General features: G+C 66.7%; 21 protein-coding genes. 7 read left to right on the top strand and 14 right to left on the bottom strand.

The window, feature by feature from the left end; translation table 11 throughout:
* Positions 1-11: 11 nt before the first annotated feature.
* The gene (locus HNP98_RS04945; protein WP_173808923.1) at positions 12-959 is read left to right on the top strand and encodes a Ppx/GppA phosphatase family protein; all 948 of its coding nucleotides are present in this window, start codon (positions 12-14) and stop codon (positions 957-959) included.
* A 151-nt stretch (positions 960-1,110) separates the two neighbouring features.
* Here the strand turns inward: HNP98_RS04945 and HNP98_RS04940 are convergent, their stop codons facing one another.
* Positions 1,111-2,196 (bottom strand): zinc-binding metallopeptidase family protein, encoded by a 1,086-nt coding sequence (locus tag HNP98_RS04940; protein WP_173808922.1) that lies wholly within the window; start codon positions 2,194-2,196, stop codon positions 1,111-1,113.
* A gap of 279 nt (positions 2,197-2,475) precedes the next feature.
* Between HNP98_RS04940 and HNP98_RS04935 the strand changes: the two genes are divergently transcribed.
* The 3 genes from HNP98_RS04935 (at position 2,476) to HNP98_RS04925 (ending at position 6,115) form a co-directional block, all read left to right on the top strand.
* Positions 2,476-3,942, top strand: a complete 1,467-nt coding sequence (locus HNP98_RS04935; RefSeq protein WP_173808921.1) for a circularly permuted type 2 ATP-grasp protein — start codon at positions 2,476-2,478, stop codon at positions 3,940-3,942.
* Between the two features lie 94 nt (positions 3,943-4,036).
* Positions 4,037-4,972 carry an alpha-E domain-containing protein gene (locus tag HNP98_RS04930; RefSeq protein ID WP_173808920.1) on the top strand — a complete coding sequence of 312 codons (936 nt, stop codon included), beginning with the start codon at positions 4,037-4,039 and terminating at the stop codon, positions 4,970-4,972.
* Between the two features lie 168 nt (positions 4,973-5,140).
* Positions 5,141-6,115 (top strand): transglutaminase family protein, encoded by a 975-nt coding sequence (locus HNP98_RS04925; RefSeq protein ID WP_173808919.1) that lies wholly within the window; start codon positions 5,141-5,143, stop codon positions 6,113-6,115.
* A gap of 122 nt (positions 6,116-6,237) precedes the next feature.
* Here the strand turns inward: HNP98_RS04925 and HNP98_RS04920 are convergent, their stop codons facing one another.
* A complete protein-coding gene (locus HNP98_RS04920) occupies positions 6,238-7,599 on the bottom strand; it encodes a TonB family protein (protein WP_173808918.1) in 1,362 nt (453 codons plus the stop codon).
* Complete coding sequence (locus tag HNP98_RS04915) at positions 7,596-8,027, bottom strand: BlaI/MecI/CopY family transcriptional regulator (protein ID WP_173808917.1); 432 nt, start codon at positions 8,025-8,027, stop codon at positions 7,596-7,598. The genes HNP98_RS04920 and HNP98_RS04915 overlap by 4 nt, the downstream gene beginning before the upstream one ends.
* A 251-nt stretch (positions 8,028-8,278) precedes the next feature.
* Here HNP98_RS04915 and HNP98_RS04910 point away from each other — a divergent pair, with 251 nt between their 5' ends.
* Complete coding sequence (locus tag HNP98_RS04910) at positions 8,279-9,343, top strand: Ldh family oxidoreductase (protein WP_173808916.1); 1,065 nt, start codon at positions 8,279-8,281, stop codon at positions 9,341-9,343.
* A gap of 79 nt (positions 9,344-9,422) precedes the next feature.
* On the opposite strand, the gene HNP98_RS04905 is transcribed toward HNP98_RS04910, so the two are convergent.
* The 8 genes from HNP98_RS04905 to HNP98_RS04870 all read right to left on the bottom strand — a co-directional run bounded on the left by HNP98_RS04905 (position 9,423) and on the right by HNP98_RS04870 (position 19,225).
* Positions 9,423-10,265 carry a murein L,D-transpeptidase catalytic domain family protein gene (locus HNP98_RS04905; RefSeq protein WP_173808915.1) on the bottom strand — a complete coding sequence of 281 codons (843 nt, stop codon included), beginning with the start codon at positions 10,263-10,265 and terminating at the stop codon, positions 9,423-9,425.
* Positions 10,266-10,438: 173 nt separating this feature from the next.
* Positions 10,439-11,308 carry a murein L,D-transpeptidase catalytic domain family protein gene (locus tag HNP98_RS04900; RefSeq protein ID WP_173808914.1) on the bottom strand — a complete coding sequence of 290 codons (870 nt, stop codon included), beginning with the start codon at positions 11,306-11,308 and terminating at the stop codon, positions 10,439-10,441.
* 102 nt (positions 11,309-11,410) lie between these two features.
* Positions 11,411-11,707, bottom strand: coding sequence for a hypothetical protein (locus HNP98_RS04895; RefSeq protein WP_173808913.1), 297 nt, complete (start codon positions 11,705-11,707; stop codon positions 11,411-11,413).
* A gap of 94 nt (positions 11,708-11,801) precedes the next feature.
* Positions 11,802-14,123: a TonB-dependent receptor gene (locus HNP98_RS04890; protein WP_173808912.1), complete on the bottom strand. Its 2,322-nt coding sequence runs from the start codon at positions 14,121-14,123 to the stop codon at positions 11,802-11,804.
* A gap of 136 nt (positions 14,124-14,259) precedes the next feature.
* Entirely contained in the window at positions 14,260-14,655 is a 396-nt protein-coding gene (locus HNP98_RS04885) for a hypothetical protein (RefSeq protein WP_173808911.1), read from the bottom strand.
* Positions 14,656-14,843: 188 nt separating this feature from the next.
* Positions 14,844-15,512, bottom strand: a complete 669-nt coding sequence (locus HNP98_RS04880) for a HupE/UreJ family protein (protein WP_173808910.1) — start codon at positions 15,510-15,512, stop codon at positions 14,844-14,846.
* A 12-nt stretch (positions 15,513-15,524) separates the two neighbouring features.
* Positions 15,525-16,853 carry a tetratricopeptide repeat protein gene (locus HNP98_RS22320; protein WP_173808909.1) on the bottom strand — a complete coding sequence of 443 codons (1,329 nt, stop codon included), beginning with the start codon at positions 16,851-16,853 and terminating at the stop codon, positions 15,525-15,527.
* Positions 16,854-17,038: 185 nt separating this feature from the next.
* Positions 17,039-19,225 carry a DUF4331 family protein gene (locus tag HNP98_RS04870; protein WP_173808908.1) on the bottom strand — a complete coding sequence of 729 codons (2,187 nt, stop codon included), beginning with the start codon at positions 19,223-19,225 and terminating at the stop codon, positions 17,039-17,041.
* A gap of 381 nt (positions 19,226-19,606) precedes the next feature.
* Here HNP98_RS04870 and hscA point away from each other — a divergent pair, with 381 nt between their 5' ends.
* Positions 19,607-21,481: a Fe-S protein assembly chaperone HscA gene (gene hscA / locus HNP98_RS04865; RefSeq protein WP_173808907.1), complete on the top strand. Its 1,875-nt coding sequence runs from the start codon at positions 19,607-19,609 to the stop codon at positions 21,479-21,481.
* Between the two features lie 105 nt (positions 21,482-21,586).
* Positions 21,587-22,801 (top strand): anhydro-N-acetylmuramic acid kinase, encoded by a 1,215-nt coding sequence (locus HNP98_RS04860; protein WP_173808906.1) that lies wholly within the window; start codon positions 21,587-21,589, stop codon positions 22,799-22,801.
* Between the two features lie 356 nt (positions 22,802-23,157).
* Here the strand turns inward: HNP98_RS04860 and HNP98_RS04855 are convergent, their stop codons facing one another.
* The 3 genes from HNP98_RS04855 to HNP98_RS04845 form a co-directional block, all read right to left on the bottom strand.
* Positions 23,158-23,478 (bottom strand): hypothetical protein, encoded by a 321-nt coding sequence (locus tag HNP98_RS04855; RefSeq protein WP_173808905.1) that lies wholly within the window; start codon positions 23,476-23,478, stop codon positions 23,158-23,160.
* A gap of 128 nt (positions 23,479-23,606) precedes the next feature.
* Entirely contained in the window at positions 23,607-24,233 is a 627-nt protein-coding gene (locus HNP98_RS04850) for a response regulator transcription factor (RefSeq protein ID WP_173808904.1), read from the bottom strand.
* Positions 24,234-24,272: 39 nt separating this feature from the next.
* Positions 24,273-24,557 carry an ATP-binding protein gene (locus HNP98_RS04845; RefSeq protein WP_173808903.1) on the bottom strand — a complete coding sequence of 95 codons (285 nt, stop codon included), beginning with the start codon at positions 24,555-24,557 and terminating at the stop codon, positions 24,273-24,275.
* Between the last annotated feature and the right edge of the window lie 458 nt (positions 24,558-25,015).

The following is a 25,015-nucleotide window of genomic DNA, read 5'->3' as shown; positions in this document are numbered from 1 at the left end:
ATCCCTTCCCCATGCACGCCCACCCCACCCGTCTCGCCCTCATCGACATGGGCACCAATACGTTTCACTTGCTGATTGTGGAGCTGCCCGCCGCGCCCGGCCAGCCGCCGCACGAGCTGCTGCGCACCAAGGCCGGCGTGCGCCTGGGCGAGGGCGGCATTAGTAAGGGCGAAATTGCGCCCGAGGCCTACGCCCGGGCCCTGCACACGCTGGCCGGCTTCAAGGAAGAAATGGAATTGCACGGCGTGACGCAGGTGCGGGCCACGGCCACCAGCGCCATGCGCGTGGCCCGCAACGGCCCCGCGCTGGTGCGCGACATCTCCGAGCAGTTCGGCATTGAGGTAGAGGTGATTGCCGGCGGGCGCGAGGCCGAGCTGATTTGGAAAGGCGTGCGCCAGGCCGTGCCGCTGGGCCCCGAGCGGCAGCTGATTATGGACATCGGCGGCGGCTCGGTGGAGTTCATCATCGCCAACGACCACGAGATTTTCTGGAAGCAGAGCTTCGAGATTGGGGCCCAGCGCCTGCTCGATTACTACTTCCCCGACCCCAGCGGCATCATCCTGGCCGGGGCCGTGGCCGGCGAGCAGGAGGCGCTGGGCCGGCAGCTGGCCCCGCTGGTGGCCGCCGTGCAGGCGCTGAAGCCGGTGGGCCTGGTGGGCGCATCGGGCAGCTTCGACAGCCTGGCCGACATGCAGCTCGGCCGCCTGCGCGCCGAAAAAGAGCTGCCGCCCTGCACCGAACTGGCCCTGGGCAGCTTCCAGCACAGCTACGCCCAGCTGCTCAGCCTGAACCACGCCGAGCGGCTGGCGCTGCCCGGCATCCTGCCCATGCGGGCCGACATGCTGGTGGTGGCCGCCGTGCTCATCGATTGGGTGCTGGGCATCAGCGGCATCACCCGCATCCGCACCTCAGCTTTCGCCTTGAAGGAAGGCCTGCTGGCGGAGATGCTGGCGGCGTAAACCTCACGAGACCCCCGCGGGGCGGGCCCCTCTCCTGCGGAGAGGGGTGCGTTCAATATGCCCGTTCAATTCACAACGGTCAGGTGCTGGCACTCCTCTCCGCAGGAGAGGGGCCCGCCCCGCGGGGGTCTCGTGAGGTTGCCCCGGGGCCCTACGCCGGCTTCGCCGCCCGGCACACCTTGTGGATGAAGGCCAGCTTGGGCACCACGGCCGGACCGATGACGAACGGGTACGGGTCGGGCTGGCCCATGCTGCGGTTGAGGCTGTTCATGGCGAAGGTGAGGGGCAGCCAGGCGGCCATGATGGGCTCGAAATCAACTTCTAAGTACGGGTCGGGGATGGTGGCGCGCAGGTGCTGGTCGGGGTCCACGCCGCGCGGGGCCACGCGCAAGCCGTAGGCGTGGGCCGTTTCCAGGGTGTCCATGATGTGCAGGTAGTGGGCCCAGGTTTCGGCCCAGTCTTCCCAGGGGTGGGTGGTGGCGTAGGCGCTGATGTGGGTCGCCATCCAGTCGGGCGGGGGGCCTTGGGCGTAGTGCTTTTTCAGGGCCTTGGCGTAGTCCTGCCGGTCGTCGCCAAACAGCTGGCGGCACTCCTTGAGGAAGGGCGTGTGGTCGATGAGGCGGTCCCAGTAGTAGTGGCCCACCTCGTGGCGGAAGTGGCCGAGCAGCGTGCGGTACAGCTCGTCCATCGACTTGCGGGCCATTTCGCGCTCGATGTCGTCGGCCTCGGCGATGTTGATGGTGATGAGGCCGTTGTCGTGGCCGGTGAGAATTTTTTCGCCGGGCTCGGGGCCCTCGTCGGCCTTGAAGTCGAACCAGAGGCCGGTTTTGGGCGCTACGTGCTTGCTCACCACGGGCAGGCCCAGGCGCAGCAGGCTGAACACCAGGCGGTGCTTGGCCACCTCCAGGCGCTGCCAGCGGCCCAGGTACTCGGGCTGGCTCAGGTCGGGGATGGTGCGGTTGAGGGCGCAGGCCGCGCAGAACGGCGTGGGGCTGCCCAGCGGCACCAGCCAGTTGCAGGCGTGGTAGCCGTGGTTGGCGCAGTAGGTGTAGCCGGGGGCCTTGGGCGGCGCGCCGTAGAGGTGCACCGCGCCCTCGGTGGGGGCCCCGGGCGTGGCCACCAGCGGCTCCAGGGCCAGCTTTTCGGCCTGGAAGCCCAGCGGGTAGTGGCACTTTTCGCAGCGGTTGTTTTCGAGGTAGAGCAGCTGGCCGCAGTGGCGGCAGGTGAAGAGCTTCATGACGAACGGGAAAAGGCGCGGCGGGCCGCGCGTAAAACCGACTGCGCTTACGGTTTTGCGCCGGGGCCCGCCGGGCACGGCGGCATTTTCTCGGGTTTTATTTTCCCAAGCTGGGCCGTCGTTTGGGGGGCCGCGGCCGCAATTATTACATCCTTTCCCGACTAGACCCACTTTATTTTGGGGCCCCGTGGCGAATTACTGGCCCCGCGTCGCTAGTTTGCCCCGCCGCTGGGGCCCCTTTGGCCCGGCGCGCTTGCTTTACCTAACCTCGCTCCGCTTATGTCGGCCAACGCGCTTCTTCGCTCTTACCAGGAACAGGCCCACGTGTGGGACGAGATGTTCAGCGCCGGGGGCATCCGGCCCGAATACCGGCAGTTTGTGGCCGCCCTGGCCAACCTCGAAGGCCAGGAAATGACCCGCAAAGACGAGCTGGCCAAGAAGCTCTTCATGAGCCAGGGCATCACCTTCACGGTGTACAGCGACGGCGAGGGCATCGAGAAAATCTTCCCCTTCGACATCATTCCGCGCATCATCAAGCACGCCGAGTGGACGACCATTGAGGCCGGCATTAAGCAGCGGCTCAAGGCGTTGAACATTTTTCTGAAGGACATTTACCACCAGCAGTTTATCATCAAGGACGGCATTATTCCGGCGGCGCTGGTGTACTCGTGCCCGCAGTTTCTGCGCGAGATGGTAAACGTGCACGTGCCCCACGACGTGTACACCCACGTGGCCGGCGTGGACCTGATCCGCGACCACGACGGCGAGTTTTACGTGCTGGAGGACAACCTGCGCACGCCCTCGGGCGTGTCGTACATGCTCGAAAACCGGAGCATCACCTACCGCATTTTCCCCGACCTGCTGCCTAAGAATAACGTGCAGCCGGTGAAGGACTACCCCGACCTGCTGCTGCGCAACCTGCTGGCCCTGGCCGACCGCCAGGTGAGCGAGCCCACGGTGGTGCTGCTCTCGCCGGGTATTTTCAACTCGGCGTACTTCGAGCACAGCACGCTGGCCCGCCTCATGGGCATCAGCCTGGTGGAGGGGCGCGACCTGCTGGTGCACAACCACTTCGTGTACATGAAAACCACCAAGGGCCTGGCCCGGGTGGACGTCATTTACCGGCGCGTGGACGACGAGTTCCTCGACCCGCTGGTGTTCCGGCCCGACAGCACCCTGGGCGTGCCGGGCCTGTACTGGGCCCACCGCAAGGGCAACGTGGCCATCGTGAACGCCATGGGCAACGGCGTGGCCGACGACAAGGCCGTGTACTGCTACGTGCCCGACATGATCCGCTACTACCTCAACGAAGAGCCGATTCTCAAGAACGTGCCCACCCACCAGCTGGCCGACGCCGAGGCACGCCAGCACGTGTTCGAGCGCATGGACCGCATGGTGATTAAGCGCACCAACGAGAGCGGCGGCTACGGCATGCTCATCGGCAGCGCGGCCACCGAGGAGCAGATGGACGACTTCCGCCGGGCCATCACCGCCGACCCGCGCAGCTTCATCGCCCAGCCCATCATCAGCCTCTCGGCCACGCCCTGCTACATCAACGGCACCCTCCAGCCCCGGCGCGTGGACCTGCGCCCCTACGCCCTGTGCGGCCCCTCGGGCATCGACATCGTGTCCGGCGGCCTCACCCGCGTGGCCCTGCGCGAAGGCTCGCTGGTGGTGAACTCCTCGCAAGGCGGCGGCAGCAAAGACACCTGGGTGCTGGGGCCCGCTTCCGAAGCTGTTAGCTGACAGCTATTAGCTATTGGCTTTCCTTTCAATGCCATTGAACCACCAATTTTGAATAGCTAACAGCCAACAGCTAATAGCTAACAGCTAATCAAATATGCTAAGCCGCGTTGCCGAAACCATTTACTGGCTGGCCCGCTACATGGAGCGCACGCAAACCATGTTGCAGGTCGTCCGCATCCACTACATCGCCAAGCAGGACGAGCAGCACTACCCCGGGTGGCAGGCGCTGCTACACAACTACGGCGACCTGAGCGACGAGGAAATCGAGGCCGTGGCGCCCTTCACGGCGCGGGTGCTGCACCACTTGCTGCTGGATAAGGGCAACGGGGCCTCGGCGTTCAACGCCATCGGGCAGGGGCGCGAAAACGCGCGCGCCGTGCAGGACCACATCAGCAAAGAGGTGTGGCAGAGCCTGAACGACTTTTACCACGTCATCCGCCAGCCCGAGGTGGCCCAGCAGATTCTGGCCGACGACCCCGTGTCGGGCATCGACGCGCTGCTGCGCCAGAACGTGCTGTACGTGGGCACGGTGCAGAACGCCATGCCGCGCGACGAGGGCTACACGTTCCTGAACATGGGCAAGTACCTGGAGCGGGCCCTGCAAACGGTGGCCATCTTGCAGCTGCACCGCGCCGCCCTGGTGCCCGACGCCGCCGAGGCCGCCGGGGGCCCCCAGGTGCGCTACCTGCTGCTGAGCCTCTACGGCTACGAGCAGTACGTGAAGACCTACAAGGGCCAGTTCAGCCCGGCCCACGCGCTGCACTTTGCGGTGCACGACGTCGATTTTCCGCACTCGCTGGCCTACGCCCTGGGCCAGCTCGTGCGCTTCGGCGAGCGGCTGCAAGGGCGCACCGTGCCCGAGCACTACGAGCAGGTGCGCTTCCTGCTGGGCAAGGTGAAAACCGACGTCGAATACCACCGCTTCGCCCCCGACGACGCGCCCGGCCTCGACGCCTTTTTGCAGCAGACCCGCCAGGAATTGCTCGCCGTGGCCGACGCCTTCGGCACGTATTACTTTGGACATTCTTGAGCCGTTAGCTATTAGCCGTTGGCTGTTAGCTTTTGTTCTACAGGAATTTAAGCCGTTTGCCTACTTGTTGCTAATCATTACGAAAAGCCTCCGTTTCATCTTCCAGGCGAAGTCAGCTGGCTATAAAAAAGCTAACAGCTAACAGCCAAAAGCTAACAGCTAAAAAGAATGCCTTCCTATAAAATCAAGCACCTGACGCGCTACGCCTACGGGGCCCCCGTGACCGACTGTACCAACCAGCTCATGATTTACCCGCTGGCCGACGACCGGCTGGAGGTGAAGAGCCAGGAGGTGGCCGTGACCGGCAGCCCCGACGTGGCCCTGTTCACCGATTACTTTGGCAACCAGGTGGGCGTGTTTTCGCTGGTGGCCCCCCACGCCGAGCTGCGCATCGAGTCGAACGTGGCCGTGGTGACGCACGCCATCCAGTTTCCGATGGACGAGGCCGACGCCCCCACCCAGTGGCGGCACCTGGCCGAGGTGGCCCACGAGGCGGCGTTCATCGACTTCCTGCACGTGGACAACCCGGCGCTGCAAACTGAAATCCGGGGGGCCCTGGTGGGCGTGGTGGACCTGAACGACAAGCCGCTGAAGAACGCGCTGGTGCTCTCGGAGTACGTGAACGAGCACTTCCAGTACGAGAAGGGCGTGACGAGCGTGGAAACCCCAACCGAGGAAATCTGGCGGCTGCGGGCCGGCGTCTGCCAGGATTTCACGCACCTGCTGCTGTTTCTGCTGCGCATGCACGGCATCCCGGCGCGCTACGTGAGCGGCTACGTGTGCCCCAAGGACGAGGGGGTGCGCGGCAGCGGGGCCACCCACGCCTGGGTCGAGGCCTACATCCCGTTCTACGGCTGGCTGGGGCTGGATTCGACCAACAACTGCATCGTGAACGACGGGCACGTGCGCATGGCCATCGGCCGCCACTTCGCCGACTGCACCCCCGTGAAGGGCACCTACAAGGGCACCGGGGCCCACACGCTGGAAGTATCCGTGCACATCGAAAACGGCCACCCCCTGCCCACCGACGCCTTCCCCGAGATGCCCGTGTACGTGCAGCAGGCCCCCTTGCCCAAAATCGCCGTCAACTCCTACCGCAAGTACACCGACTGGGAACAGCAACAGCAACAACAGCAGCAATAGGGCCCCCAGCCCGCCCCACAGTTATCCACAAAAGCAATGTGGATAACTGGATAACTCCTTAAAAACCGGGCCCCGGCGCTGCACAGCGCCGGGGCCCGGTTGGTTTTCGCAAAGCTGTTAGCCTATGGCTGCCTTGCGAATTGGACGGGGACGGTGAAAGCCACGTTCACCGGCTTGCCGCCTTGGTGGCCGGGCACGAAGGTTGGCAACTTAGCAACGGCCGCCACCACGGCCGCGTCGTAGGCTGGCCCTAGGCCCTTCGCGATTCTGGGTTCTACCACGGTGCCGTCTTTGGACACGACGAAGGTTACGAATACCCGACCATCTTTCTGGTCGGCCGCAGCAAGCGTTGGGTACTGTATACTTTTTTGGATGGCTTCTACAATGGCCGCATTACCGCCCCCACCGGGCAAGTGTGGCATTTCCTCTACGAATACGTAAACCTTCGAGCCATCCTTCAATTGGTTCATTTGCGCTGATGATTCCGACGAAGCGATGGGCGGCGGAGGTGGCGGGGGCGGGGCTAAGGCCCCGTTGTTGGGTTGGGTATCGGCGGCCGGCTGGCAGGCTACGGCCAACAGGCCCGCCACGACGGGCAGGGCTAGCCACTGCTTCCAGCGGCGCACGGGATGGGACGATTTTAACATAGCAATGCGGTTGAGGGTGAGGGAATGGGTGAAGGAATGCAGCAGCGGCAGCGGGGTTTCGGGCAGCGTGAAGCGGCGGGTGGCCAGCCGGGCCAGCAGCGTGGCGTAGGCCGTGGGCCCGGGCCCGGGCCCCGGGGCAGCGGGCGCGGCGGCGGTTTCGGCCAGGGCGGCGCGGTCGGCCAGCAACTCGTGGGTGAGGGCCAGGGCCCGCACCAGCGGGTAGATGAAGGGGTTGAACCAGAGCAGGGCGCGCCAGCTTTCCAGCCAAAGCACGTCGTAGGTGTGGCCCTGGCGCACGTGGGCCGCCTCGTGGGCCAGCACCTGGGCGGCCTCGGCGGGCACGAGGGCGGCCGTGTCGTCCCAAAAAATGGTGCGGCCGAACGAGCTGGTGGGCAGCCGGCCGCCCGTATTAGCCAGCGCGTAGCCCGGCCCGGCGGTGCGGGCCAGGTGGCGCGTGGCCCGGTGCAGCTGCATCAGCCGCCACGCCAAGCGGCCCAGGCCTACCGCCACACCGGCCACGTACAGCCAGACCAGCGGCGACACCCCGCCCCACTCGGCCGCCCAGCCGCTGGCCTGCACGTGCAGCGTGGGCAGCACGAACGAGGGCCCCGCCCCAGCTGCTGCGGCCCCCGGGGCCCCCGCAGCCGCGGCACCGCCCAGCCACCCCAGCGTGGGGCGCGGCAGCAACGGCAGCCCGGCCGCCAGCAGCGGCGCCAGCAGCAGGAACACGCGGTTGTAGCCGAAGCAGCGCTCGGCGCGCAGGGCCCCGCGGTACAGGGCCCAGGCCGCGCCCAGTCCCAGCATGGAGCCCAGCATCCAGGTCAGCAAGTCGTTCATGGCTGCGGGGTTTTGGAGGTGGCGGGGGCATCCGGGGCGGCGGGCGCGTCGTCGTCGGGGCCCCCGGCCTGGGCCTGGCGGAGCAGCGCGTCGAGGGCGGCGGCGTCGAGGTTTTCCTCCTGGGCAAAAAAGGAGAGCAGCCGGCTGAACGAGCCGCCGAAGTGCCCGCCCAGCAGCTTGCGCAGCGAAAAGCGGCGGTAATCGTCCTGCCCCACCAGGGCATGGTAGCGGTGCGTGCGCCCAAAGGCCTCGTAGCCCACGAAGCCCTTCTGCTCCAGAATGCGCACGATGGTGGACACCGTGGTGATGGCCGGCGCCGGGGCCGGCAGGGCCCCCTGCACGTCCTTGACGTAGCTGGGGCCCTCGCGCCAGAGGATGTGCATTACCTGCTCCTCGGCGCGGGTAAGTTCGGGAAAGGTGGGGTTCATCGGCAACACAAAAGAGTATGGCCTCAAATATCAACTAAATTCTTAGTTCATCAACTATAAAATTAGTTATTAAATGTAAAACACTGTCTGCTAAGCATTATATTTTCTTGCGCACCTTCCCGTGGGCAGGCTCCCGAGGCTTTTGTGGGGCACAGACCAAGGCAATAAGCCAGCATTTAACAGCACTGGGCCGGGAAGCACAGTCTCTCGGGGGCCCCTACCAAGCCTCCCCCCGCCTTTACCTTTGCGCCATGCCCACCTTCGCCTACAACGAGCTCTTTGCCTTTACAGAAAGCGTGTTCCAAGCCATCGGCTGCCCTGAGGCCGACGCCACGCTGGCCACCGAAACCCTGCTGGCCGCCGACCTGCGGGGCGTCGATTCGCACGGCGTGGCCCGGCTGGTGGGCTACGTGCGCCTCTGGGAGGCCGGCCGCATCAACGCCGCGCCCCGCGTGGCCGTCACCTACGAAACGCCCAGCACCGCCGTGGTGGACGGCGACGGCGGCCTGGGCCTGGTGGTGGGGCCCCGGGCCATGCGCGTGGCCATCGAAAAGGCCCAGCAGGTGGGCACCGGCTGGGTGTCGGTGAAGAACTCCAACCACTTCGGAATAGCAGGCTACCACGCCATGCTGCCCCTGGCCCACGACATGATCGGGGTGGCCATGACCAACGCCTCGCCCCTGGTGGCCCCCACGTATTCGCTCGATCGGCTGCTGGGCACCAACCCCATTGCCGTGGCCGTACCCGCCGGCGAGCAGCCCGATTTCGTGCTCGACATGGCCACCACCACCGCCGCCAACGGCAAGCTCGAAATTGCCCAGCGCAAGGGCCTGCCCCTGCCCGAGGGCTGGGCCCAAACCGCCGACGGCCGCCCCAGCACCGACGCCAACGCCGTGAAGGACGGCGGGGCCCTGCTGCCGCTGGGCGGGGCCACCGGCTCGCACAAGGGCTACGGCCTGGGCGCGGTGGTCGACATCTTTTCCGCCGTGCTCAGCGGGGCCAACTACGGGCCCTGGGTGCCGCCGTTCGTGGCCTTTTTGCAGCCCTCGGCCAACCCCGTGGGCCAGGGCCTGGGCCACTTCTTCGGAGCCCTGCGCGTCGATGCCTTCCGGCCCGCCGACGAGTTCAAGGCCCACATGGACAACTGGATAACTACTTTCCGCCAGGCCCGCGCCGTGGCGGGCCAGCACGTCCTCATCCCCGGCGACCCGGAGCGCGAAACCGCCGCCCACCGCTTGCTCGACGGTATCCCCCTGCTCGACGCCGTGGTGCAGGACCTGCAAGGCGTGGGGGCCAAGTTCGGCGTGCAGCTGTAGCCCACCGGCCTACGCCCAACGCAAAGGGGGCCCGGCGCAATGTGCGCCGGGCCCCCTTTTTCATTTAAAATCGGCTTGGTTAAGAAGCCGACGGCCCAGCCGTCGTCAGCGCCTGCACGGCCACGTGCTGGTCCAGAAATTTCGACGAGTAGCCGGCGTCCGACTTGTGGATGAACAGGCAGGTGCCGCCGTTCACGGCGGCGATGATTTGCGCGTACTGGTCCATCGGCAGGGCGGGACAGCCGAGGCTGCGGCCCAGGCGGCCGTTTGCTTTGATGAACTCCTCGCTCACGTAGTCGGCCCCGTGCATCACCACCGCGCGGGCGGCGGCGTTGGTGTTGAAGCCTTCGTCGAGGCCCGCGAGGCGCAGCGAATGGCCGTGCTTGCCCTGGTATTCGCGGCCCGTCACGTAGAAGCCCAGGCTGCTCATGTTGCTGGCGTCGGTGTTGGAAAAGGCCGTGGCCTGGTTCTCGCCCGAGTTGTGGCCGTGGGCCACCAGCGTGTGGAACAGCACTTGATGGCTGGCCAAATCCACCACCCACAGGCGCTTCTCGGTGCTGGGCAGGTCGAAATCCACCACGGTCAGCAGCTGCTTATCGGTGGCCAAGCGGTTGGTTTGCTTTAAGTTGAGGTAACCGGTCATGGCTTTCTCGAACACGTCGAACCTGAGGCCCTGGGCCCCGGGCCCTAGGGCATCGTAGGACTCGTGCAGCTTAGCGTTGAACAGCAGGGCTTTGGTGGGCGCGGCCGCCGCCCGGGGGGGGGCGAAATGGGCACTGCCCGCCAACGACTGGCTTACCGGAGCTGCGATGGGCGTGGCCAGGAAAAGGGCCGCCACAAAAGGCAGCGCCCGCCGAAAAGCCCGCTTGGTACGCCGCTGGCCCCGCTGGCGCTGCACAACACTAATCTGGTGCTTATCCATAGAATACGGCAATTAATTGAATAGCAAGCGTGAACAGCGGGTAAGTTGGGCCAATCTAATCGATTCGCCCGCCGCAAGTACGCCGAAACCTACGCAAAAATTGTGTTGGTGGAGCGACATAAACGTCAAAGTTCGGCGAAAGGATTCCCCTTGGCCCGCGGCGGCCCGGCGCATCAGCCCCAGCCGCGGGCCAGAAACCGCCGCCCCGCCGCCACCCCGTCGAGCCAGCGCGAGTGCAGGCCCGGGCCGCTGAGCAGCAGCGTGGTGCCGCCCTGCACCGTGCCGATGATGGCCTTGTACTGTGCGGGCGGCAGGGCCGGGCAGCCCCGGCTGTAGCCCAGGTGGCCGTGCTCGCGCACGTAGGCGGGGCTGGCGTAGTCGGCGGCGTGCAGCACCACGTAGCGGTTGTAGGCGTTGGCGTTTTCGCCCTTGTCGAGCCCTTCGAGCCGCCGCGAGTAGCCGTGGACGCCGTCGTAGCTGCCGGCCGTGCGGTAGAAGCCCAGCGAGGTGCAGGCCGACTGCTCTAAGTTGGAGAAGCGCCGGGCCCGCAGGTGGCCCGAGCCCTCGCCGTGGGCCACCAGGCTGCGGTGCAGCACGCGGGCATTTTTCAGGTCGAGCACCCACAGCCGCTCGGTGGTGTTGGGCAGGTCCATGTCGGCCACGGCCAGCAGGCCGGCGCGGAAGCTGGGGTCGGTGCGGCGCAGCGTGAGGTAGCCCACACAGGCCTGCTCCAGCACGGCGGGGCGCAGGCTGGCGGCGGCGGGGCCCAGGGCGGCGTGCAGCCGGGCAATGGCGCGGCGCAGGGTGTCGGGCACGTCGGCCAGCCCGGGCACGGGCGTAAGCACCAGCGAATCAGGCAGCGACGCAATTGGTGGCCAGGCCACCAGCGGCGGGGTCGGTTGCACCAGGGCCACCGGGCGGGCCGCCACGGCCGGCCCTACCGCCGCCCCCACGACCGGCGGCGCGGCTTGGTGCTGGCAGCCACTGGCCCCGGCCAGCAGCCCCCCCGCGAGGCCCGACAATAAAAAAAACTTGCGCATCATGCCCCTAAAGTAGCACCAGAACCAATTTTCGTCCCGGCCCAGGCATAAAAAAACCGGCCTGCCCAGGCCGGTTTTTTTAGGGTTGCCCGCGGGCCGCGCGGCTTAGTCGGCCCGCTTGCGCTGGATCTGGCGGCTGTTCTGGTTCAGCTCGCGGTTGATTTGGCGGTGTTCCTGGCCGGTAAGGCGGCCGCCGTTGGCGGCCCGCTCGGCGTGGGCCTGGGCCCGGATGCCCCGGTCTTGGGCCCGCAGGGTGCGGGCCTGGCGGCCGGTGAGCTGGCCGTCGGCGCGGCCGGCGGCGATGCGGTTGCGCTGATTATCAACGCGCTGGGCAACGGGGGCCTGGGCATGGGCGGCGCTGCACCACAGGCCGCCAGCGAGCAACAACAGATATTTTTTCATGCGTGAAAGAGGACAGTGGGTGGATTTCGGCGGTTGGATGCGGGACCCAAGGCCGGGTTTAACGGCCGGCCTAAAATCTCGGCCCGGCTCCCATCTAGAAAAAGATGCTGGCGTTGGCCCGCAGGTTGAAGGGGGTGCCCGGCGTGAAGGTTCGGTCGGTGACGGGGGCCATTTCGCCGCGCAGCTGGGTTTCGGTGGCGTACTGGGCCTCGTTCCAGTCCACGTCGAGCAGGTTTTGCACCGTGAGGCCGAACTGGTAGCGCGGCCGGGTGTAGGCCAGCACCGCGTCGACCACGAAGTAGGGCAGGGCCCGCACGGTGTTGTCCTCGTTGGCCGGGCGGCCGCCGAGGTAGCGGTAGCGCAGGCTCCCGCTCAGCCCGTTGGGCTGCTTGTAGGTAATGCCCGCGATGCTGGTGAAGACGGGGCCCAGCGGCACGTAGTTCTCGCCCGCCGGGGCGTCGAGCAGGCGGGCGTGGCTGTAGTTGCCGTCGAAATCCAGGAACAGGCGGCGGCTGAGCTGGTAGCGGGCCGAAAGGTCGAAGCCGAAGCGCTGGGTGGGCCCCACGCTCTCGGTGGTGCCCTCGTCGCCGGAATACACCAGCTCGTCCTGCAAGCGCAGGTACCAGAAGGCCGCGTTCACCACCAGGTCGGGCACGGGCTTGAAGGTGCTGCCCACCTCGGCCCCCGTGGCGCGGGGCAGCGCCTGGGCGGGGTTAATGCCGCGCACCACGCCGCGGGCGTCGTTGGAATGAAAGCCCAGCCCCGAGCGCAGAAACAGCTGCACGGCGGGCGAGGCTTGGTAGTAGAAGTTAAGCTTGGGCGACACGCGGGCCGCGTTCACGCGCCCCCGCAACGGCCCGAACGCCCCGGTTGAATCGGCAATCTGCCCCCGAAAGTCGAACACGAACAGGTCGGCCCGCACGGCGGCGTTCACCGTCAGGCGGTCGGTCAGCTCCAGGGTTTCGTCCAGGTAGGCATTCACGTTTTGCTCGTGCAGGCGGCCCAGGTCAACGGTATCCGTGACGGCGCGCTGGGTGGCGTGGCGCAGCCCCAGGCCCGAATCGTCGAGGCGGGTACCCAGGCCGAAGGTGGTGTGCAGGTTGCGGGTGCCGACGCGGTTGTCGCGGTCGTAGGTGCCGGTGTAGCCGTAGAGGTTGCGGCCCGTATCGGTCTGGTTAATCTCATCGCCGCCCACCGGGTTGTCCTTGTAAAAGGTGAAGTTGGAAAACAGGCTGAAGTTGTAGCGGGTGTAGTACACCTGCTGGCGCAGCACCGCGTCGTGGGGCAGGGCGGTGGTGAGCACGGCGTAGGCGTTGGCGCGGTTGGTGCGGCCGCCCTCGCTGGGGTCGATGCTGCCGAAGCGCGAAATGAGGCCCTCTTCCACGGCCCGGGTAGGAATTTCGCCGCTGGCGTTCCAGTTCGAGGTGAAGTACGAGCCGAACAGCGTCAGCGACGTTTTATCGGTGAGCTGCCCCGTGTACTTGGCCATGCCATTGAAGCGCTTGAAGCACTGGTCGTTCACAAACGGCGACGCGCTGTAGTAGTACTCGCTGGCCACGTAGGCATTTTCCGGCTTCTTGCTCAGCAGGTGGTGGCCGCCCAGCAGGTCGAGCATCACCAGGGCCCGGTAGGTATTGTACGAGCCGGCTTCTACTTTAACCTGGCTGTGGTCGAGGCCGGTTTTGGTGAGGAACTCGCCCGCGCCGGCCGTGGCCAGGTCGCCGAAGCGGGCCGTGTAGGGCCCCTTGTACACCTTCAGCGCTTCCACCGTTTCGGGTATCACGAAGTGGAAATCGGCGTAGCCCTGGCCGTGGGCCTGGCTCACCATGTTCACCGGCAGGCCGTCCACGCTCACGGCGAAGTCGGTGCCGTGGTCGGCGTCGAAGCCGCGCAGGAAGATTTGCTCGGCCTTGCCGCCGCCCGCGTGCTGGGCGATGAACAGGCCCGGCACCAGCCGCAGCAGGTCCTGGCCCGAGTTGATGGGCCGCAGCGTCTGGTCGATGTGGGTGATGGCGGCCAGGTTCTGGTTGAGGTCGCGCGGCTGGCTCACCGTCACCTCCGACAGGCTCAGCGAAGTGGCCGCCAGGGCCACCTCCACGCCCTGCGTTTCGCCGGCCACCAGCGTCACCGGCTGGTTGGTGGCCCGGCTGCCCAAGGCCCCCACCCGCAGGCTGTAGGTGCCGGCCGCCAGGTTGGACAGCCGGAACTGGCCCAGCGCGTCGGTGGCCGTGCCGCCGGGCTGGCCCACCAAGCCCACGCTGGCCCCCGCCAGCGGCTGGCCCGAGAGCGAATCCGTGACGGTGCCGCGCAGCGCGGCGGGCCGTTGGGCGGCCACCGGGCCCGCCCCCAGCAGCGCCCACAGGAGTACCAGCGGCCCGCTGGCCGCGAAAAATTTCCGTAAATAACCGAGTGTCATAACGCCGGAGAAAGGACGCCGGCCGGGCGCAAACAGCCCACGGGCGGCGTCGGGTGAGGAAAAAGTAAGGGCGGGGGCCCGCCAGCGCAATGGCCGGGGCCCCCAGCGCGTCCGTTAGCGGACGCGCGTCTCCTACTCATCCCCCGCGGGGCGGCTGGTATTCCCGGCGCTCAAACCCGGCCATTTCTGCCCCGGGCTTCCCCGCGGCCACCCGCGCCGGGTAGGCCCCCGGGGCCCGTGGGCCCCGGGCCAGCGCCTCGCCCAGGGCGCAGTGCACGTCGAGCCCTTTGAGCTGGGCCAGAAAGTGCAGGCCCGTGCCCGCGGGCCATTTCACCCGGGCCGTGGCCTGGTCGCCGTTGCACTGCTCGAAGCAGTCGAGGTGCAGGTAGTTGCGCTGCTGGCACTCGGGGCTGTGCACGTATGGGTGCGCCGCCGAAAAGCGCGGCACCTCCGGCCGGCTCGCCACGAGCCCCGCCCCCACCACCAAAAGGTAGTTGGCCAGCAGCAGCACGGCGAGGAGGGCGCGGAGCATGGGTTGAGGGGCTTGGTTGTTGGTGCTTGGTTGGTGGGGCTGGAGGACCTTAGGTCGTCATGCTGAGCGTAGTCGAAGCATCTCTACCGCTCACTAATCATGGGTTGCTGCTGTGGGAGAGATGCTTCGACTACGCTCAGCATGGCGACCTTCTTATTCTGTTGGTCGGGCATCAATAACCAAAAAAATCAAGTAAAAAACACGCGCTGCACCGTCCAGAAGGCAGCCACCAGGCCGATGGCGGCCGACACCGGCACCACCACCCGGGCGTGGTACCAGGGCTTGCCGGCGGCCCAGCGGCCAATGAGGGCCCAGGCCAGCAAAATCACGGTCACCTGGCCCAGCTCCACGCCCACGTTGAAGGAAATGAGCGAGCCGAAGTAGGCGGTGCGCGGCAGCCCCAGCCCCGTGAGGGCGCTGGCGAAGCCCAGCCCGTGCACCAGCCCGAACCCGAACACCACCGCCAGCCGCCACGGATTCAGCTTGCGGCTGACGATGTTCTCGATGGCCACGAACAGGATGGACAGCGCGATGACCGGCTCCACGATGGCCGACGGCGGCCGCACGAACCCGTACATGGCCAGCCCCAGCGTGATGGAGTGCGCCACCGTGAAGGCCGTGGCCTGCCAGAGCACCGGCCGCAGCCGCGGCTCCAGAATGTAGAGGCTGAGCACGAACAGGATGTGGTCGAGCCCGAGCGGCAAAATGTGGGTGTAGCCCAGCTGCAAGTACGTCCAGAACACCGCCGTGCGCGAGAGCTTGCTCAGGTCGGCGTCGATGACGTGGGCCGCGGCCGGCAGGGCCAGCAGCAACAGCGGCAGCAAGGGCAACAGGCGGCGGGCGGCGGGCGGGCGCATGGCGGCGGGGTCCTAGCGTTGGGCCAGGAGCTTTTCGCCCTCGGCGCTCACCTCGGGGTTGAGGTAGGGCGCGGTCTTCAGGGATTTTTCGAGCAAGGCGTGGCCCTCGGCGGCCTGGCCGCTCTTTATCAGGATGAGGCCGGCGCGGGCCAGCAGCACGGGGTTTTGGGAGCCGGTGCGGCGGGCCACTTTCATGTACTTGGCCGCGTCGGCGTACTCGCCGCGCTTGTAGTACACCCAGGCCAGGGTCTCGTTCACGTCGATGTTGTCGGGGCGGCGGGCGTACTCGATTTTGGCGTGCTCCAAGGCCTTGTCCAGCTCGTTGGTTTTAAGATAGGCGTAGGCCAGCTCGCGGTCGGCGTAGTGGCCCACGGCCTCGTTGCTGTTGGCCTGCTGGGCCGCGCTGGCCAGCATGTCGATGGATTCTTTGGCCATCTCGTTGGCCTCGTCGGGCTGGTTGTTCAGGCGGTACAAGTCCACCAGCTCGTCGGTGAAGGCGTAGTCCTTCACCTCGGCCCGCGCCTGGCGGAAGTCCTTGATGGCGGTGGCGTAGTCGTGGCGGGCGGCGGCCACCCGGCCCAGGCCGGCCGTGGCGTAGGCGTAGCCGGGGCGGTCGGCCAGCGCGTGCTGGTAGCAGGCCTCGGCGCGGGGCAAGTCGCCGCTCACCTCGTAGAGGTGGCCCAGGGCCACGCGGGTCCACTCGGTTTGCTCCATGCCGTCGAGGCCGGCCTTCACGGCGATGTCCATCGCCTGGATGGCCCCGGGCACGTCGCCCCGAATCTCGCGCAGGTAGCTCACCCGGGCGTAGGCCCCCAGGTCGGGGCGCACCTGGTTCATCTTGTCGGCCATCTGCACGGCCTCGTCGTAGTGGCCCAGCTCCACGTTGGCGTCCGTCAGCAGGCCGTACACGAAGCCGCTGTTGGGGTTGATTTCCTGGGCCTGCTGGGCCAGCGCCAGCCCCTGCGAGAAGTGGTGCTGGGTGAGGCTGATGGAAGCCTTGCAGGCCAGGGCCTCAAAGTTTTCGGGCTCGGCGGCCAGCACGTCGTCGAGCAGTTCCACGGCGGCGGCGTCGTAGTAGGGGTGGTCGCCGGTCACGCGACCTTCCTGCATGTAGGCCTGGGCCAGCAGCAGGCGGCTTTTCTGGTCCTTGGGGTTTTGGCGCAGCTTGGCCAGCAGGCCCTGGATGGCCCCCTTGGTGTTCAGCCACTCGCCGCCCAGCGCCAGGGTGCCGCGCCGCTCCTTCAGGTTGGGCAGGCGCAGCTCGGGCTTCTTGAAGACATAAATGGCCGCCACGAGGGCCCCGAATGCCAGCAGTAAAATGGGGTAGAGGTATTTTCTCACGGGATTGGAGCAGGAAATAGCGCGGCAGCCAGCACTAAAGCAGAACGGCTTGACGCTGCAAGTTGGCAACGATTGTGGCGATTAACATGAAGCCAGCAAAGCCCACGGGGCCGGGCCGTACCAAGAAAAAGCCGCCGTTGGGCCCCGCGGGGCCCAACGGCGGCTTTGGTTATTCCTATACGAACTTATTGGTGTACCAGATTGATGGACTGCAACAACGTTTTGCCGCTGTAGAGCGTGGCGATGTACATGCCCGGGGCCAGCTTGGCGCTGGGCTTCCACTGCACGTCGTGCGCGCCGAGGCCGTAGGCTTTGGACTCGACCACCGTGCCCACTTTGCGGCCGGTGTTGTCGTACACCACAATGCTGAGCGTGGCGGCGTTGTTCAGCTCGAAGTGGAAAGTGGTGTTGTCCACGAACGGGTTGGGGTAGGCCTGCGCCACGGCCAGGTTGGGCGACAAGCCCAGGCCCGACGGGCCGCGCTGGGCCAGGGCCACGCGCTGGGCGGTGGTGCCGCTCCAGGGCGTCTGCACGTAGGGGAAGGCCACCCGGAAGGTCGTGTCGTTCTTCTCGATGTTGGTGGTGAAGCCCAGCACGCCGCCCAACTGGGCCGTAACGGGGCTGGGCGAGGTGCCCACGGTGTAGTCGTCGTACCACAGGCCAATGGCGGCCAGCACGGCCCCGCCCACGGCTTGCAGCTCGATGCGGGTCACGTCGTCCTCCAGGCGGCGGCCGTTGGGGAAGCCGTCCATGTTCGGAATGAGCTGGTAGGCGTTGCTGGCGTTGAAGCGGGGGTCCGTCAGGCCGAGCACGGCGGCTTTAATCAGGCCCTCCGAATCGAAGTCAGCCGAGGTGCGCGAGGTGGGCGGCACGGCCATGTTCAGGCGCAGCATGTCGCCGAACGTGGGCAGGAAGTTGTTGATGAACGGCTTACCAGCGGTGAGCGGGTTGCCGCCGGTTTTGCCGGTGGCCAGCTGGTACGGAATCAGGTTGGGTACGCCGGTGTGGAAGATGGGCAGGATGTCCACCGAGCGGGGCTGCGCGGCCTGGAGCAGGTATTTGCCAAAGGCGGTGCTGTCGAGGGCCGTGCCGGTCACCGCCGCGCTGCCCTTGAGCGGGTACAGGCCCGGGGCCCCGTTGCGGAAGTCAAACCCGCCCGCCAGGCCCGAGGACGCCGGAAACAGGCCGGCCAGGGACTTGGTCTGGATGCGCAGCGGCGCGAAGCCGGGTACGGCCTGCCCGTAGTAAGTCTGGCCGGCGGGCTTGGGCGCGGCCCCGTTGGCGGGCACGTCGTCGGCCATGTACAGGCCCAGCTCGGGGTTTTTGGCCCCGGCGTCGTACTGCGCCACCTGGCCGTAGGGGTTGCCGGCGTTCCAGCCGTCCTTCAGGCCGACGGCCTGCACCACTTCGTTGTTGAGGGGCATGCCCAGGCGCGACACCTGCACGTAGTTGCCCGATTCCACGCGGGTACCGTCGGCGTTGATGGTGCGCATCGAGAGGCGGCTGGCCGAAGCCCACACGCCGATGGTGTAGGGCGAAATCGGCGAGGCCGCCGTGGTGCCCGCGGCCGGCGTGCCGGCCAGGACGTCGGTGGTGGCGGTCAGGGCGGGCGTGCCGGCCTTGGCCAGCATGGCCACCGGAATCTGCATCACGATGGAGTGCACGTTTTTGCGGGCCAGGCCGTCGCGGGCCGCCGTTTTGGAGCGGATGCCGCCCAGGTCGAAAATGCTGCCCAGGTCGGTGAAGAAGGCGTCGTCGGTCGGCCCGCAGAACACCTTCATGCCGTTGCCGGTCTCAATGGTGCTTTCGGCGTAGCTCTGGTAGTTGGTTTTGCCCAGGCCGGCCCCGTTGGTGATGGACGTGGGCCCGATGTTGGGGGCCGGCACCACCCCGGCCGCGATGAGCGTGGTGGGCGTGCCGCCGTTGAGAATCTGCTCCAGCTTATAAACGGTCTTCAGATTTTCCTTGCCCAGCCGCACCCGGAAAAACGTGGTCGGGTCTTCGTTGGTGCGGGTGAAGGTGAACCGGTACGTGATGTCGTCGCCGGTGGTGGCGGTGTTGTTCTTGACGTGAATCTCGTAGCGGATGTTCTCGCCGAACGAATTGAAGTTGGGCCCGCCCTGGGGCAGCTCGAACGGGATGTAGTTGGCCACAATCGTGACCGTGGCGTTGCCGTCGTTGGCCGCCGCGTCGGGCGAGCGGAAGGCGTAGAGGTCGGTGTTGTCGGCCAGCGGGTCGTCGGCAATCAGCGGGGCCTCGCGGTGGCTGGAGGCTTCGAGGGGGGCGTGGCCGCCGCTGCCCAGCAGCAAGCCGCCGGCAGCGGCCGCAACTGCCGTGAGCAGCAGCGCGGGGCGCGTTAGATTTTTTTTCATAAAAAAGTGAGGTAGAGGTGAAGAATGAGAAACAGGATTAAAAATTGAAAAAATATAACCAGGCAAACGATTGCCCCTGCTGATAACCAAGGCGTTAGCATTAGTTATCTTCCAGGCAAACATACGACAATGACAACTTTTAGGACGTACTTACCAATGTGAATAAATCTAGGCATTATTCAATATAATGGGCCAGTGTGCGCTGTGCGGCATTTGGCCATGCAAAAAAATAATACAATTCGCTGTTTTGGGCCGCGCGGGGGGCCGGCGCGCCCCTTCCCGGGCTGCCGGGGCCCGGCGTACTTTTGTGGGCTGCTCCGCAACGGGCGGCCTTGCTTCCTCGCCCTTATTCGCGCCGCCTCCGCCGCGGCCCCTTGCCTTATGGCCAAAGTTGCCATCAACCTCGCCACCGGGGCCCTCCAGCAGGAGGAGCTTATCGTCGGCATCGACCTGGGCACCACCAACAGCCTGGTGGCCTACGTGCACCCCGAAACCCGCCAGCCGCTGGCCATCAACGACCTGGGCCGCGGCACCGTTGTGCCCTCGGTGGTGCACTTCCCCGCCGACGGCAGCGCCCCCGTGGTGGGCACCGACGCCCAGGAATTCCTGCTCACGGACCCGCAACGCACCATTTATTCGGTGAAGCGCCTGCTGGGCAAAAGCTACCGCGACCTGGGCCCCCAGGCCGGCCAGCTCGGCTACCGGGTGATTGACGACAACGCCGAGGGCCTGGTGAAAATCCGCGTCGAGGACCGGTTTTACTCGCCCATCGAGCTGTCGGCCGCCATCCTGCGCGAGCTGCGGGCCCGCGCCGAGCACGCCCTCAAAACGCCCGTCCACCGCGCCGTCATCACCGTGCCGGCGTACTTCAACGACTCGCAGCGCCAGGCCACGCGCGACGCCGGCCGCCTGGCGGGCCTGGAGGTGCTGCGCATTGTGAACGAGCCCACCGCCGCGGCCCTGGCCTACGGCATCGGCCTGAGTCCCGACGAGGAGAAAACCGTGGCCGTGTACGACCTCGGCGGCGGCACCTTCGACGTGAGCATTTTGCGCATCCAGCAGGGCATTTTTGAGGTGCTGAGCACCAACGGCGACACCTACCTGGGCGGCGACGACTTCGACCGCGCCATTGCCGGGCACTGGCAGGCCACGGCCGGCCTGCCCGCCGCCTTCGCCACCGACCCGCCCCTGCAACAGCAGCTGCGCCTGGCCGCCGAAATGGCCAAGCGCTACCTCAGCCAGCACGACGACTTCGCGACCCAGCTCACCGACGCCGCCGGCGCGGTGCTGCCGGTCACGCTCACCAAGGCACGGTTCAACGACCTGGTGGGGCCCCTGGTGGCGCGCACCATCGCCGCCTGCCGCCAAGCCGTGGATGATGCCAAGCTGGACGTGGGGGCCCTGGACGCCGTGCTGCTGGTGGGCGGCTCGACCCGCGTGCCGCTGGTGTACGACGAGGTATCGAAATTCTTCGGCCAGCCGGCCAATAATTCGCTGAACCCCGACGAGGTGGTGGCGCTGGGCGCGGCCATCCAGGCCGACATCCTGGCCGGCAACCGGCGCGACGTGCTGCTGCTCGACGTGACGCCGCTCACGCTGGGCATCGAAACGCTGGGGGGCCTGCTCGACCCGATTATTCCGCGCAACTCAAAAATTCCGACCAAAGCCGGCCGCCAGTACACTACTAGTATAGACGGGCAGGTGAACCTGAAAATCGGCGTCTACCAGGGCGAGCGGGACCAGGTGAGCCAGAACCGCAAGCTGGGCGAGTTCGTGCTGAGCGGCATCCCGGCCATGCCCGCCGGCCTGCCCAAGGTGGACGTGAACTTCCTGCTGAACGCCGACGGCATCCTGCAAGTAGAAGCCATCGAGCTGCGCTCGAACACCCGCCAGCAAGTCGAAATCAAGCCCCAGTACGGCCTCACCGACGACCAGGTGGAACAGATGCTGTTGGACTCGTTGCTGAACGCCAAGGACGACGTGGCCGCCCGCCTCCTCATCGAAGCCCGCACCGCCGCCGAGCAGCTGCTCTACCAAGTCGGTAATTTCACTAAAAAGAACGGCGTGCACCTCACCGAAGACGAGTTGACCGCCACCGGGGCCCAGGTGCAGCGCGTGCGCGACGCGCTGGCCGGCACCGAACGCGACCCCATCCTCAAAAGCATGGACGAGCTGGACGAGTTGACGCGCCCCTACGCCGAGCGGGTGATGAACATTTCCATCCAGCAGGCCATGGCCGGCAAGAAGATTGGATAAAGACCGCAGTAGCGGGCAGACACGGCGCTTTCAAGCCCAACGCTAAAGTACATTCCGGCACAAAACTGTTTTTGTACTGGAATATTGGTTCTTAAAGGCGCAAGAATGAACGCAGCCATTGCCCGCCTCCACGAAATGGCCCAGCGGCCCAGCCGCCGCATCGTGGGGCTGATGTCGGGCACCTCGCTCGACGGGCTCGACGTGGCGCTGTGCCGCCTCACGGGCCACGGCGCGGCCACGCAATTGGCGCTGGAGCACTTTGCCACGGTGCCTTACGACGATGACGTGCGCCGCCGCATCCGGCAGGTGTTTGCCCGCGGGCAAGTTAGCCTCGAATATTTGACTTTGCTAAACCCCTGGCTCGGCCGCCTACACGCCCGCCAGTTACTCAATTGCTTGCGCACCTGGCAGGTGGCCCCGGCCGATGTGGACCTCGTGGCCAGCCACGGCCAGACCGTGTACCACGCGCCCGCCCATCAGCACCAGCAGGCCGATTTCGCGGGCCTGAGCGCCACCTTGCAGCTCGGCGACGGCGACCACCTGGCCCAAGGCACGGGCATCATCACCGTGAGCGACTTCCGGCAGAAGCACCTGGCGGCCGGCGGCGAAGGGGCCCCGCTGGCTACTTACGGCGACTATTTGCTGCTAAGCAGTTCCGCCGAGGAACGGCTGCTACTCAACCTGGGCGGCATGGCCAACTTCACGTACCTGCCCCGTGCCGGGGCCGACGCCCGCGCCGCCTTCAGCACCGACACGGGCCCCGGCAACACCCTGCTCGACGCCGCCGTGCGGGCCCACCGCCCGGGGCTGGCCTACGACGAAGACGGCCGCCTGGCCCGGGCCGGCCGCGCGCACCCCGGCCTACTGGGGGCCCTGCTCGACCACCCGTTTTTTACCGCCCCGTTGCCTAAAACCACGGGCCCCGAGCTGTTCAGCCCCGCCTACCTGGCCGCCGCCCAGGCCCAATCCGGCACCGCCGCCCTGGGCCTGGAAGACCTCCTGGCCACGCTAGTGGAGTTAAGCGCCGCCGGGGTGGCGCGGGCCGTGCGGCAGGTAGTCGCGCCCGGGGCCCCGCTGCCGGCTGTGTACACCAGCGGCGGTGGGGTGCACAACCCGGCGCTGCTGGGGGCCCTGGGCCGCCATTTGCCGGGAGCGGCCTTCGCCAGCACGGCCGTTTTGGGCGTGCCGCCCGACGCCAAAGAGGCCATTTTGTTCGCGGTACTAGCCAACGAAGCGGTGGCGGGCCAGCCGGTGGAGCTGGGGGCCGGGCGGCAGCGCGTACCGGCCGTCACGATGGGTAAAATCTCCTGGCCTGGGTAGCGTACCCGAGTTAAGGCTGCGGGGCCGGGGCCGGCGCAGGGGTCTCGGGCGCAGGAACGGGCGGCGCGAGAACCACGGGCGAAAGAGCCTCCACACGGTAGCGAGAATCGGCAATGGCGCCTGGGGTTCACGTAAGCGTTGTTGGTGCCGCCGTAGTTACTATGGGCCATGCCCAGCCAGCCCCTGGCCGCGGCCGGCCCGCGGCCCAGCGGCAGGCACACGGGGGCCCAGCTCCGGCAAGAATGATAGTTTTTTCTCAGCAGCGGCAGGGATAGAACGCCCGGGGCCCAGGGGAACAGGTGGGAACGGAGGCACCGCGCGGGCCCGCCGGACGGCAGGTCAAGCCGGGCAGCCGGTCAAGCGCAGGGGTTTACGGGCAGCAAGATGGGTGGCGCGGCCTGTTCGGCCGGCCCATCGCCGCCCAGCAGCACGGCCATGCGGACGCCGGCCGGCCCGGTGGTGGACACGCCGCCCATGCACAACGGCCCCGTGCCGGACCAAGTCCGGTACAAGCCATCGCTGGTGCCAGTGGCCGTGCCCACGGCCCGCAGCCGGCCAGCAACGCCGGCCGAGGCAGTTTCCCAAGTGGGCGTGCGGGACTGCCACGCCCAAGAGAAAACCGGCAATTCCCGCCTGGCCACCAGCCCTGCGGGAAAATGAGTAAGTTGTTGCTTCATAGGTAGTAGAAGAAAAATTATATCCCAACGCCCTGGCCAGGTCAACGCCTTGGGATGCACAAATATTCCTTTATTTATCGTAATCCACAATACCTACACTTAGGTAATTTTTCGGTCACTCCGCCCCTTTACAACCCATACTCATTGGCTGAGTGCACCAGTTCGGCCAAGCCATGCACGCCCAACTTTTGCATCAGGTTGCGGCGGTGGGTGCTCACAGTGAATTCGGCCAGCGAGAGCCGGTCGGCGATAACGCGGGTGGAGAGGCCTTCGCGCACCAAGCCTGCCATTTCACGCTCGCGGGCCGAGAGCTGGTGCAAGCGCAGCAGCACGTCGGCCGCCGGGCCACTGGCCCGCGGCCGCAGGTGGGCTGGAAAAACCACCTGTCCTGCGTGCACGGCCCGGATGGCGGCCAGCAGAGCGTCGGCCTCGGCCGACTTGTCGAGGAAGCCCTGGGCCCCCGCCGCTGCCACCTGCGCCACCAGCCCCGGCGAAGTGGCGCTGCTGAACACCAGCACCCGCAGCGCCGGCCACCCGCGGCGCAGGCGCGGCAGCAGGGCCAGCCCGTCGTGGGGCGGCGGCAGGTGCAGGGCGAGCAGCAGCACGTCGGCGGGTGGCGCGGGCACTTGCGCCAGCAAGGCCGCCCCGCTCGCAAACTGCCCCACCACGGCCAAATCGGGCTCTTGCCCGAACAGCGCGGCCAAGCCCCGCGTCAGGGCCGGGTGGTCGTCCACGAGTATCAAACGGCAAAGCATAAATGCGAAGTATTTATTAATCAGCAATAAACACCGTAATTATTTAGCACTGATTACTCCTTCGCCCTTAAGATATCGGCAGCTCGACACGAACAACCGCACCCTGGCCGGGCCGGCTATTGACCACCACCTGGCCGCGCAGGTAGCCGGCGCGGGCCTGTACGCCGCGCGGGCCCAGCCGCGGGCCGGGGGCGGGCCCTCGGCATCGAAGCCACGGCCGTCGTCCCACACGGTAAGGCGCAGGCTGGCGGGCTGGCGCAGCACTTCCACCCACACGTGGCGGGCCTGGGCGTGGCGGATGGCATTGTGCAGCAGCTCGGCCACGATGCGGGAGGCGGCGGAAGCGCCCCGTGAGCAGCCCGCTCAGCGCAACCACTTCCAGGGCCGGGCCCCAGGCGAGGAAGTTGGGGTTCATTGGGTGGATGTTGACCAGGCCGGTGTGGTTAAACAAAACACTCGCCGGTGCCAAAAAAGAAGCTGTAAGTGAAAGCTTAAAGCGCCGCCGCGCGGCCACCGTGCCCAGCAGCAGGCCCCCGCCCACAGCGCCCCCGCCCGTGCCCCGTGCCAGCCTGAGCGTAAGCATCGGGGCAATAAGCAAAATAATGCCCGAAAGGCGCGTCGTTCTTGTAGCGCAGAAACAGCGTATCGGCAGCGGGGGCCGGCGCAGGTGGGCCACCCGCTGCCAGCACCGCTGGCAGCAGCCACAACCAGCCAAGCAGCAAGGCACCGCGCATGGGGCAGGAAAGTCAAACGATGGTAAGCCTCCCCTGCAATACAGAATT

Source organism: Hymenobacter caeli (assembly GCF_013294115.1).
GTDB classification, from domain to species: Bacteria; Bacteroidota; Bacteroidia; order Cytophagales; family Hymenobacteraceae; genus Hymenobacter; species Hymenobacter caeli.
This window is presented reverse-complemented; position numbering and strand designations above follow the sequence as displayed.